Origin of the sequence: Chryseobacterium sp. (assembly GCF_022869225.1) — a bacterium.
In the GTDB taxonomy this organism is placed as follows: domain Bacteria; phylum Bacteroidota; class Bacteroidia; order Flavobacteriales; family Weeksellaceae; genus Chryseobacterium.
In genome coordinates this window covers 1,810,060-1,821,647 of the sequence record NZ_JALIHL010000001.1, presented here as the reverse complement: position 1 = coordinate 1,821,647, position 11,588 = coordinate 1,810,060, and the positions used below count along the sequence as shown (strand labels likewise).

Sequence of the window (11,588 nt, the reverse complement as noted above, 5' to 3'; positions counted from 1 at the left end):
AATCTTTACTTTTGTAAACATATTTAAATATGATGAAAAACTTTAAGTATTTATTTTTACTATTACCTTTTTTAATTACTTCCTGCATCACGACAAAGGATGTGAGATACTTGCAGCCAAGTGAAAGTCTTGTCATTAATGAAGAAGGTCTTGTTCCCTACAATATTCCTATCTACAGGATTACTAAAAACGACATACTCAATCTGAACATTCTTACAACTCCTAAAGGAGATGCGGCTCAGTTTTACTCTTCCTATAATACATCGGGAGGAACTGGCGGAACATCTGTAAATAATCCTGCTTCAGGAGTAGGAAGAGCCGGAATAGGAGGAAGTAATGGAGGCGGTTCCGGTATCGGGGGAAATGTCAATTTCTATTTCAACGGATTGAAAGTGGATTCGAACGGTGATATCAATGTTTTTGGAATTGGATATGTGAAAGCCGAAGGAAGAACTCTCGATGATGTAAAAAAAGAGATTCAGGAGAAAGTCAATGAGAACTTCCAGGAAGGAAAGTCCGAAGTAAGGTTAAATACTGACGGAATTACGTACTATATTCTTGGAGATGTTGAAACGACAGGTCTCTCAGGAGAGAAAGTGGCTCATAAAAATACCATGACCATTACCGAAGCATTGGCCATCAATGGCGGATTGAACAGATCTATCGACAGAAAAAATGTAGTGATTCACAGGAAGCTTCCGGAAGGAATTAAAATCGCTAAAATAGATCTTACCCGTGAAGATCTTATGAATTCTCCTTATTATTATGTACAAAATGGAGACGAAATCTACCTTAACACAAGAAGTAAAAGCTTGAATGGATTCGGAAAAGATCCTATCCAAACACTGCTTACCAGTGTGACCGCGATCACCACGGCATTGACTTTATATACAATCCTACAAAAACTTTAATCCCTATGATTCCAGGAAAAGACGTTAAAGTAGGAAAAAGCGATTCTCCGAAAGAAAAGTACGGAGCATTTGCGTTATTTGATACAGAACATTTTATAAGAAGAATACTTAAAAACTGGTATTGGTTTGTGTTCATGCTGTTTTTTGGTTATGCCATTTCTTGGGTATACAGTAAATATTATGCACAAAATGTATTTGCATCAGACATATCCTTAAGTACCTCAAACAATACAGCTAGCTTTTTACAACCTACCCAGGCAAGCCAGTCTATCAATTTTATCTGGGGACAGAACGGGAATCAGGATGGAATATTTTTAAAGAAAATGCTTTTATCCAGATCTCACAATGAATTTCTGGTAAAGGAGCTGGACCTTTTTGTTAATTATTCTACCAAAGGACTGATTAAATCTACTTATCTGGATAAGGATGATTCTCCTGTTTTTCTTCAAATTGATAAAAAGCATCTTCAGCAGACTCATTATCCGATAACATTATTGCCAAAAGGCGGAGGAGCATATGAAGTAATTCTTCCTGAAGAAGGGGAGTCTACCAATCTGTACAGCTATGAAGGTGAAAGTTTTCAAAATATTAATGCTTACACCAGGCCTGCAAATAAGATCATTAGGATCAACGAATGGTACAATTCTCCTAATTTGAGATTTAGATTACTGCCTAACCCTGTTACTCCCAAAATTAAACTTGATAACATTATCATTAATCTGAGTACGGTCAATGAGAGCGTTAATGAGATTGTTTCTACCATTAATGTAGACTTTGATAAGGAGATCAATAGTATCATGGTGATTACCAAGAAAGGGTATAATCTGAACAGTACCGTCAACTTCCTGAATAAATCTGTAGCTGAGCTGCAGAAGAAAAGGCTGGCAGATAAAAATATAGTCAATAAGAATACAGAGCTTTATCTACAGGGGAATTTGAATAATATCCGAAAGAAACTGGATTCTAGTGCTGCAGTTCTCAATTATTTAAAAACATCGGAAAAACTTTATAATATTAAAGACAGGGATGAAAAATCTCTTGAAAGGATCAAGGATCTTGAAGCGAAGAAGGCAGACCTGGTAAGTAAAATCAGCTCTCTGAATAATATAAAGAATACGCTTGAGTCCCAGAATTTTGATAAAATGATCGGAACCAATGCTGCCGGGTTTGAAGATGGATTATTCTCTGCTTCAGTTACTGAGCTTAAAGCTTTATATACCAAAAGATCAGAAATGGCATTGATCTATAAGCCCAACTCTGAGCCGATGAAAGAAGTAAACAGGCTGATCAATGAATCCAAAATGGGCGCTTCAGGAAGCTTGAGAAACTATTATGCTAAATATTATGATGAGATCAATAAAATAGACCGGGAAGTTGCAGAAGCCAATGCCGATTTGTCTGCCTATCCTGAAAAGGAAAGAAAGTATCTGGATGCTGAACGGGGTTATAATATGATTGAGTCTACTTATAACAGTCTTTTGGGAAGGCAGAACGAGACACAGATGAGAATGGCAACCAACCAGTCTGATGTCACGGTGATTGACCCTGCAAAAAACCTGGGCCAGCACCCAATCAGCCCTAATATCAAATTGGCAAAGATCGGAATCATATCAGGAATGCTGCTGTTACCGGTATTGTTTATTCTAATCGGTGAGGTTCTTGACAATAAGGTAAGAAATATCAAGGAGCTGCTGAATGCAACAAAGATCCCATTACTTGGGGTTATTGGAAACAACAATAATGAAAATATGCTGACTGTTTTGGAGCAGCCAAAGTCATCAGTATCAGAGGCATTCAGGGGAATCAGAGCCAACATGAGATTTTTAATGGATCATGAAGCGGAAAACGGAAAAGGAAAAGTAATATTGATCACTTCTTCTATTGGTGGAGAAGGCAAAACCTATATTTCGATTAACTTAGCTTCTGTGGTAGGATTGAGTGATAAAAAAACAATCCTGCTGGGAATGGACCTTAGAAAACCTAAAATCTTCGGCGATTTTAAAATTGATAATAAATATGGTATTTCCAATTACCTGACAGGAGAAGTGGATATAGACCAGATTATCAATAAAACAAAAATTCCGAATCTGGACGTAGCAACTTCAGGACCTATCCCGCCCAATCCTTCGGAGCTTTTAATGAGTCAGAGAAATATTAAATTTATAGAAGAACTGAAAGAAAAATATGATTTTATTATCATAGACTCTCCTCCGGCAGGTTTGGTGGCCGACTCTTATGAATTGATGAAGTACTCTGACGCCAATCTGTATGTGGTACGTCATGAGTATACTGAAAAATATATGCTGAAAATGATTACGGAAAAGTACCATAATAATGAAATTAATCATTTGGGACTTATTTATAATGACTATACTACAAAACAGGGCTATGGCTATGGGTACGGTTATGGATACGGATACGGCTATGGTTACGGGTATTTTGATGAAGATAAAACTTATAAAGAACCGTTATTAATCAGAATAAGGAATAAGGTACAGACCATGTTTAATAAAAAATAGAGCTTGAAACCCTCATTACATGAGGGTTTTTTCATACATAATGTATTTTCAATCTGAGAAAAAAAGAATATTTTTGCCACTTTGCCGTTTACTTTATAACAAATTATGTTTTTTTGTTTATTTTTAACTAAACATTAAGAATATCATTAATATAAAAATGTTTTATATTTGCAAAAATTAAATTTTAAAATAACCATAAATCCATATTCTTTTATGAATAAAAAATTATTGTTTAGCTTCCTTGCCTTCCTTGGAGTGGTAAGTGTTAAAGCACAAAGAAACGAATTGGGAGTTCGTCTAGGGATGAGTAACCTAGTGGGAGATGTAGGAAGGACAAATTATATTTTACAAAAGCCGTTGGATTTAAATAAGGTGTCAGATTGGGGCATTCCTTTTTATGGTGGATTATTATACAGATTTAATTTTAACCCGCATCAGACTGTGAGACTGGATTTAGGATATAATCAGGTTCAGTTCAGTGATAAAGTTGCGAAAGAAGAATATAGAAAGAACAGAAACTCATTCGGAAAAAATAATGTTTATGAGGCTAGCTTAATGTTTGAATACAATTTTTTTCCCATAAATAATGAACAGGTAAGTATGGTGAGCCCTTATATTTTTGGAGGGATTGGTGCTTTAATGTTCGATGCTCCTAAGGCTACCCTTGTGAATGATTTCAGAAGAGATAGCGATGGGGTAGCACAAGCTCCTATTAATGAATTGGATTTCAAAACGAATACCGAATATTCATTGGGGAAAAAAATAGCAATGCATATCCCTTTTGGGGTTGGTTTAAAGTATAAATTTAATCATACTTGGGCTATATTTGCAGAAGCAACGTTTAGATATACGCTGACAGATCAATTGGATCACAGCAAAATTCTAGCTAAAGATGTAAAAACTTCTTATAATGCAGATATTTTGGATCCCTCCACCGGAGGTTCATTACTGCAGTCAGGAAGCTATTATGCAGTCTCTAAAGAAAGAGAAGAAGAGTTTATTAGAAAAAGAAATATTGGAGACAGTAGGTCTAAAGATTGGATGAATACCTTCAGTTTAGGACTAACGTTTTCGTTCGGAAGACCTCCATGTTATTGTGATTAATTAATATGTCGTTGATTAAAGAAAAAATAGATTCTGAGAATTTACCGAAACACGTCGCTATCATTATGGATGGCAATGGAAGATGGGCAAAATCTCGTGGCGAAGAAAGAACCTTCGGTCACAAAAATGCCATTAATGCTGTAAGAAATGCTATAAATGCCTGTAATGAGGTTAATATCCCTTATTTAACATTGTATACATTCTCTTCTGAAAACTGGAGCCGTCCGGCCGAAGAAGTGAATACCCTTATGAATCTGCTTGTAGAGACTTTACTGCTGGAAGCTGAAGAGATTTTTAGTAAGGGGTTAAGGATGCATGTTATAGGGAACATGGACAAACTGCCTTCTCTAGTAAGGGAGCAATTGGAACGTGTAGTAGAACTTACTAAAGAAAACACAAAAGGAAACTTAATATTGGCGATAAGCTATGGCTCACAAAACGAAATTTTGAATGCCGTTAAAAATATAAGTTCTGATGTAAAAGAAGGAAAAGTAGAGGTAGAGAATATTGATGAAAAATTATTCGAAAACTATCTGTATACTAAAGATTTTCCTCCTGTAGATTTACTGATCAGAACCAGCGGCGAAATAAGAATAAGCAATTTCCTTCTTTGGCAGATTGCTTATGCCGAATTACAGTTTTTAGATGTCTTATGGCCGGATTTCAGCAAAGATATTTTCTTCCAATGTATTGTGGATTATCAAAACAAAGAAAGAAGATACGGGCTAACCGGTGAGCAGATTAAAAGCCAATAAATTTTTTAAGAAAAGAAAGACTCGATAAAATGAAGTTTAGACTATTACCCATCATTATGTTTGCTGCTTCTGCACATTTTTATGGACAAGTAACTCCTCAGGACAGCACAAAAGTGAATAATGCTGTGCATGCAGAAAGTGAAGCAGGCACCTATACACTTAAAGACATTGTTGTAGATGGGGTAAAAAAATATACACCAGCTCAAATCTTAAGATTTACAGGACTATCCAAAGGAGAAAGTGTAGAAATTCCAGGGCAGAAAATCAGCAATGCTGTGAAGAAACTTTGGGATACCCAATCTTTTTCTGAAGTGGAAGTATACGTTCAAAGTATTGAAGGACAAACTGTAGTTCTTAAGTTTTATCTGGAAGACCTTAAAGAACTTGGCGAAGTTAAGTTTAAAGGAAAAGGGATAGGAAAATCTAAAAGTGAAAAACTGGCTAAGGATAATAACCTGAAACCGGGAACAAAAATCACTCAAAACCTAATCTCAAGCCTTAAAACAAATATTCCGAAAGATTATATTAAAAAAGGCTTTGCAGACGCTAAAATTACCATTCAGGATAAAGTAAACGCAGGAGATCCTGCCTTAGTAGACTGGACAATCAATGTAGATAAGGGTAAGAGAATAAAAATCGACCATATTGAATTTGAAGGAAACGAGAATGTTACAGACGCAAAGCTTAGGAATAAAGCCTTCAAAGAAACAAAACAGAAACGTTTCGGGATTGGCGGTATTTTGAAATCTTCAAAATTTATTGAAGATAAATATCAGGAAGATAAACGTAATTTGATCAATTATTATAACTCCCTGGGATATAGAGATGCAAAAATCGTTTCAGATTCTGTATGGAGAAATAAGAGAAACAATTATGAGATCAATGTAAAGCTGAATGAAGGTAAAAAGTATTATATCGGGGATGTTACATTTACCGGGAATACAGTATATCCTACAGAATATTTACAAAGATTATTAGGATATAAGAAAGGAGATATTTACGATGCGGTTGGATTTAATAAAAAAGTAGGAGAAGACGGAGGTAAAGAAGATGATTCCGATATCAAGTCCGTATATATGAATAACGGTTACCTTTTCTCTAATATTACTCCGGTTGAAAAATCTGTAACAGGAAATGCTGTCAATCTTGAAATTAGAATTAATGAAGGAGAACAGGCTACCTGGAATAAAGTAACTTGGCAGGGGAATACAACCACCCATGACCATGTTATCCTAAGAGCATTAAGAACAAGACCGGGTGATCTTTTCAAAAAAACGGAGATTAAGAGAACTTATTTTGATCTGGCAGGGATGTCTTTCTTTGATCCACAGCAGATCGGTCAGGATATTCAGCCCAACCAGCAGGACAATACTGTAGATATCAACTGGAAACTTGTTGAAAAAGGATCTTCACAGGTTCAGTTACAGGCAGGGTACGGAGGGAATAGCTTTATCGGAACTTTAGGACTAACATTCAATAACTTCTCTTTAAAGAATTTCCTTAAATTTAAAGATTTTAAGCCTGTCCCTCAGGGGGATGGGCAAACATTGTCAATCCAGATGCAGGCAGGACAGTATTTCCAAAACTACGGGATCTCATTTACGGAACCGTGGCTGTTCGGAACAAAACCAACAGCTCTTTCTGTAAGTTTAAACAACTCCAGGGTAAGATATACCGATGCTATTGGAAACTCACAGAAGCTTAATATTTTTTCAGCGTCTGTAGGACTAAACAGACTGTTGAACTGGCCGGATGATTATTTCTCATTGTACACAGGAATTCAGTTCCAAAAGTATAACTTTAGCAATTATCCATTCCAGTTCGGAGATACTACTGAATATTATGGAGATGCTAATAACTTCAGTATCAATTTAGGTTTGAGCAGAAACTCAGCAGGTATTGACCCTATTTTCCCAACGATGGGTTCCAATATTGAACTTTCTGCAAAATTGACCCCTCCATATTCATTGTTTAAAAATAAGGACTACTCTACCATGAGCCCTATTGATAAATATAAGTGGATGGAATTTTATAAAATTAAATTCAAAGCTGACGTATATAACGAAATTGCAGGAAAACTGGTTTTAAGATCATCTGCTGAAATGGGATTCATGGATGGGTACAACAGCCAATTAGGAGCTCCGCCTTTTGAGAGATTCTATATGGGAGGAACCGGTCTTTTCGGAGGTAGATATGACGGTAGAGAATTGATTCCTTTAAGAGGATATGAAAATGCCTCTACTTATGGAGGTGATGCTTCTCAGGGAGATATTACCCCGAAAGGAGGAGGAACAATCTATAACAGATTTACTTTAGAGTTAAGATATCCAATCTCAATGAACCAAACAGCTAAAATTTATGCATTGACATTTGCAGAAGGAGGTAACGTCTGGAATTCTTGGGGAACTTATAATCCATTCCAGCTGAAGAGATCAGTGGGGGTCGGAGTAAGAGTTTATATGGGTGCATTTGGATTGATTGGATTTGACTTCGCTTATGGATTTGATAAAACAATCTCCGGAACAGATCCTTCAGGATGGAAGACTCACTTCTTGATGAACCAATCACTATAATATTAAATATGAAGAATTTTAAAGTAACTTTCACATTCGTATTACTCTTGATGTTTGGGCTTGGCAATGCTCAAAAAATCGGAGTGGTGGATACTGATTATATTTTAGGTAAATTACCTCAGTATAAAGAAGCCGAAGCGAGATTGAATTCACAAATTGATACCTGGCAGTCAGAACTTCAAAATCTGCAGTCAGAGTATGAAAGAAAGAAAGCCGCATTTGAAAGTGAAAAAGTTTTATTAATAGGAGATCAATTGAAGTTAAGGGAAAAAGAAGTAGTGGATCTTGATAAAAATATTAAAACAACAACAAGCTTACGTTTTGGAGCGAATGGTGAAATTACCAAGCTGAGAACAAATCTTGTTCTGCCTTTTCAGGATCAGATCTGGGGTGCTATCAAAACAATGTCCGAAAAAAACGGATTGGGCATAGTTCTTGATAAAAGCAATAACATTAGTGTTATTTTCCTGCAGCCAAAATATGATTATACGGAGAAAGTATTGACTATTTTACTCAAAGGAACAGATAAGAAAGAAAAAGCAACTAATAAAAGTAAAAAGTAATTTTTAAATTAACTTTTACTTAAATTTAAAATCTAAAAACAAATTAAATTATTTATTTTACCAGTTATGAAAAAATTAAGTGTATTATTTGCAGCGGTAATGATGGTTGTATCGGTAGGTATGGCAAAAGCTCAAAAAATTGCTACTTTAGATGTAATGGGAGTTCTTAACGCAATGCCTGAAAAGAAAAAAGCAGATGCAGATCTTAAAACATTCTTAGATACTAAACAAGCTGAGATCAAGAAAAAAGCAGACGCAGGGCAAGCTAAACTAAAACAGTACAGTGAAGAAGCACCTAAAAAAACGGCAGACGAAAACAAAGCTAGAGAAGCTGAATTACAAAAAATTCAGGAAGAAATAGCTCAAATGCAGGATAAGGCTCAAAAAGACCTACAGGCAAAACAAGATGTTGCTTTCGGACCCATTGAGAAAAAGCTAAACGATGCAGTAGAAAAAGTAGCTAAGGCTAACGGATACGACTATATCATGGATGCTAATTCAGCAGCATTTGTTTACAAAGCAGGACCAGATGCTACTGCAGCAATCAAGAAAGAATTGGGAATTCAATAATTTTAGCGAATTAACAAAGATTTATAAAACTAACCGCCTCTTTTAGAGGTGGTTTTTTTATTTTTGCGGAATGGAAAAAGAAGTATCAACCACGGTAAGAGTGAGGTTTAGTGATTGCGATCCAATCGGACATTTGAATAATGTAAAATATCTTGATTATATGTTCAATGCCAGAGAAGATCATGTAGAAACATTCTATGGGTTTACCTATGAAGAGTATACAAAGAAAACCGGATGTACCTGGATTGCAATTCAGAATGAAATTGCCTATTTGAAAGAAGTAAGATACAATACTCAGGTCGTAATCAGCAGTAAGACCATCGAAATACAGGATAGAACCGCAAAAGTGGAGATTCTGATGAAAAGCTTAGATGAAAAGACAGTACATGCAGTACTCTGGGTAACCGTTATTTATTTCAATGTTAAAACAAGAAGATCTGAAATTCATCCTGAAGATATAAAAGAAACTTTCCATAAATTCTATGTGGATTTGGAACAAAAAGATTTCCAGCCAAGAGTCAAATTTTTGAGATCCCAGAATGCAAGAAACTCGTAATAAAATGCAGGATATCTCTTTTTGTGAACTTTAAATAATAATATCAATGAAAAAAATACTAGTAATAGGAAGCAACGGTCAGTTGGGAAACTGTATCAGAAAAGTGGCTCCGGACTTTGAAAATCAATATGAGTTTTTATTTACAGACTCAAAAACCTTGGATATTACCAGCGAAGATCAGGTTTACGATTTCTTTTATGATAACAAACCGGATTACTGTATCAATGCTTCTGCTTACACCGCTGTCGACCTGGCAGAAACCGAAAAGGATAAAGCCTTTGCAGTAAACGCTGACGGAGTTGCTAATCTTGCCGGAGCCTGCGCAGAATATAAAACGATCTTAATCCATGTTTCAACAGATTACGTTTTTGATGGAGATACCAACCTTGCCTATTCAGAAGATGACTTTACCAGCCCGATAGGGGCATACGGGCAATCCAAAAGGAAAGGAGAAGAACTGGCCCTGGAAATCAATCCGCGAACGATTATTGTAAGAACGTCATGGCTGTATTCCGAGTTTAATAAGAATTTTGTCAAAACAATGCTGAACCTGTTCTCTCAGAAAGAAGAATTGGGAATCGTTGCGGATCAGTTCGGGCAGCCAACCAATGCGAATGATCTTGCCGAAGCAATCATGACGATCATTGAATCACCGAAGAAAACTTTTGGAATTTTTCATTTCTCCAATTATCCGGAAACAACATGGTTTGAATTTGCTAAGAAAATAGCAGAATTTTCAAAATCATCCGTAACATTAAACCCTTTGACAACGGATCAGTATCCTACCCCTGCAAAAAGGCCGGTCAGAAGCACAATGTCATTGGATAAAATAGAACAGATCTATAAAATAGAGCCCAAATACTGGGAAAACAGCCTGGAAGAATGTGTAAATATTCTTTCACAACAATAATATATATACTATGAGGAATCTGGCAATCATTCTTTCCGCAGTATGCGTTCAGCTTTGGAATGCACAAAATGTTTATCTGACCAGGGTTGAAAAAACCAATGACAATCCCGATAAGTTTTTATATAAGAAAGAGGCAGCATTAGCAGAAGCTATTTATTTAGGCGAAATAGATGTTCAGGGGTTTTCAAAAGATGATGCCGCAATTTTTTCATTGGTTTATAAAAAAGCAAAGGAAATTGGAGCCAATACCTTTGCATTGAAACCTTTTGAAAATGTTGATGGGGCTCTTCAGCCATTTAATCCTGCCAATTATAAAATTGCTCTTTATTATGTGCCCAAAGAAAAGTTGACGGTCAAGGAGGGGATGATATATATATTTGCTTCATCCGAGAAAGATCAGAAAATAAGGGTCAACGAAAAGGATTATATTTTGCATCCGAGATCATTTATTACAATAAAAATTGTTCCGGGACAAGTCTACACCGTTTCAACCAAAAAGCTTTTAGGTTCAACAATTAAAGTTCAGCCAAAAGACAACCATGAAAATATGTATTTTCAAATCTCATCGTTGAAAGTGAAAGCAGATAATTCAGGAGTAGGAGGTCTGAATTTGAAATCAGGAGATGTCATCGGTTTGGAAAAGTCCTATGCTGAATTTCTGACTATGATATATAAAGATGATACACCATAAAATGATCGGATTATAGGCCATTCCTTGAAATTGATTATTGAAAGATAAAAGTTTGATATTTTCATCCGAATTTTTCACTCTGCCATTCAGGGCTTTAGCAAAAAATGTTACGGGAATGTAAAATTTAAGTTAAATAAATTTGTTTGGTATGGGTAAGTTGGCTTACCTTTGCCCCACTGAAAACGAGAGAAGATCAGTAAGCGCAGAAGGGCTTTTAGATAAGCAGAAACGAAATACTTTAAGATAATAAATCTACAAAACGCGTTTAAAACTTTTTAAAAATAAAAGTTGCGAAAGTGAAAAAGATTTGTATCTTTGCAGTCCCAAATAAAGGGAGCGCAGAAGGAGTAGGGCTGAGGATTGGCGAAGGATTAAGGTTACAAAAAACTTTAAAATTTTCTTCAAAAAGATTTGGTCAAATCGAAATAAAGTTTTA

Annotated in this window: 10 protein-coding genes; all 10 read left to right on the top strand. The window is 35.7% G+C overall.

Annotated features, from left to right (window positions below):
• Positions 1–29: 29 nt before the first annotated feature.
• The gene (locus MUW56_RS08460; protein ID WP_292012768.1) at positions 30–911 is read left to right on the top strand and encodes a polysaccharide biosynthesis/export family protein; all 882 of its coding nucleotides are present in this window, start codon (positions 30–32) and stop codon (positions 909–911) included.
• Between the two features lie 5 nt (positions 912–916).
• Positions 917–3,430 (top strand): exopolysaccharide transport family protein, encoded by a 2,514-nt coding sequence (locus MUW56_RS08455; protein ID WP_292012767.1) that lies wholly within the window; start codon positions 917–919, stop codon positions 3,428–3,430.
• A gap of 213 nt (positions 3,431–3,643) precedes the next feature.
• The gene (locus MUW56_RS08450) at positions 3,644–4,534 is read left to right on the top strand and encodes a DUF6089 family protein (protein WP_292012766.1); all 891 of its coding nucleotides are present in this window, start codon (positions 3,644–3,646) and stop codon (positions 4,532–4,534) included.
• 5 nt (positions 4,535–4,539) lie between these two features.
• Entirely contained in the window at positions 4,540–5,289 is a 750-nt protein-coding gene (locus MUW56_RS08445) for an isoprenyl transferase (RefSeq protein WP_292012765.1), read from the top strand.
• Positions 5,290–5,318: 29 nt separating this feature from the next.
• Positions 5,319–7,862: an outer membrane protein assembly factor BamA gene (gene bamA / locus MUW56_RS08440; protein WP_292012764.1), complete on the top strand. Its 2,544-nt coding sequence runs from the start codon at positions 5,319–5,321 to the stop codon at positions 7,860–7,862.
• Positions 7,863–7,870: 8 nt separating this feature from the next.
• The gene (locus tag MUW56_RS08435) at positions 7,871–8,425 is read left to right on the top strand and encodes an OmpH family outer membrane protein (protein WP_292012763.1); all 555 of its coding nucleotides are present in this window, start codon (positions 7,871–7,873) and stop codon (positions 8,423–8,425) included.
• A gap of 66 nt (positions 8,426–8,491) precedes the next feature.
• Positions 8,492–8,995, top strand: coding sequence for an OmpH family outer membrane protein (locus MUW56_RS08430; protein ID WP_292012762.1), 504 nt, complete (start codon positions 8,492–8,494; stop codon positions 8,993–8,995).
• Positions 8,996–9,065: 70 nt separating this feature from the next.
• A complete protein-coding gene (locus tag MUW56_RS08425; protein WP_292012761.1) occupies positions 9,066–9,551 on the top strand; it encodes a thioesterase family protein in 486 nt (161 codons plus the stop codon).
• Between the two features lie 46 nt (positions 9,552–9,597).
• Positions 9,598–10,461: a dTDP-4-dehydrorhamnose reductase gene (gene rfbD, locus MUW56_RS08420; protein ID WP_292012760.1), complete on the top strand. Its 864-nt coding sequence runs from the start codon at positions 9,598–9,600 to the stop codon at positions 10,459–10,461.
• A gap of 10 nt (positions 10,462–10,471) precedes the next feature.
• Positions 10,472–11,152: a hypothetical protein gene (locus MUW56_RS08415; protein ID WP_292012759.1), complete on the top strand. Its 681-nt coding sequence runs from the start codon at positions 10,472–10,474 to the stop codon at positions 11,150–11,152.
• Positions 11,153–11,588: the final 436 nt, after the last annotated feature.

Excerpts from the sequence above, each read along its gene's own strand:
- MUW56_RS08460 (WP_292012768.1), top strand. The coding sequence starts at position 30 with ATGATGAAAAACTTTAAGTATTTATTTTTACTATTACCTTTTTTAATT.
- MUW56_RS08455 (WP_292012767.1), top strand. The coding sequence starts at position 917 with ATGATTCCAGGAAAAGACGTTAAAGTAGGAAAAAGCGATTCTCCGAAA.
- MUW56_RS08450 (WP_292012766.1), top strand. The coding sequence starts at position 3,644 with ATGAATAAAAAATTATTGTTTAGCTTCCTTGCCTTCCTTGGAGTGGTA.
- MUW56_RS08445 (WP_292012765.1), top strand. The coding sequence starts at position 4,540 with ATGTCGTTGATTAAAGAAAAAATAGATTCTGAGAATTTACCGAAACAC.
- bamA (WP_292012764.1), top strand. The coding sequence starts at position 5,319 with ATGAAGTTTAGACTATTACCCATCATTATGTTTGCTGCTTCTGCACAT.
- MUW56_RS08435 (WP_292012763.1), top strand. The coding sequence starts at position 7,871 with ATGAAGAATTTTAAAGTAACTTTCACATTCGTATTACTCTTGATGTTT.
- MUW56_RS08430 (WP_292012762.1), top strand. The coding sequence starts at position 8,492 with ATGAAAAAATTAAGTGTATTATTTGCAGCGGTAATGATGGTTGTATCG.
- MUW56_RS08425 (WP_292012761.1), top strand. The coding sequence starts at position 9,066 with ATGGAAAAAGAAGTATCAACCACGGTAAGAGTGAGGTTTAGTGATTGC.
- rfbD (WP_292012760.1), top strand. The coding sequence starts at position 9,598 with ATGAAAAAAATACTAGTAATAGGAAGCAACGGTCAGTTGGGAAACTGT.
- MUW56_RS08415 (WP_292012759.1), top strand. The coding sequence starts at position 10,472 with ATGAGGAATCTGGCAATCATTCTTTCCGCAGTATGCGTTCAGCTTTGG.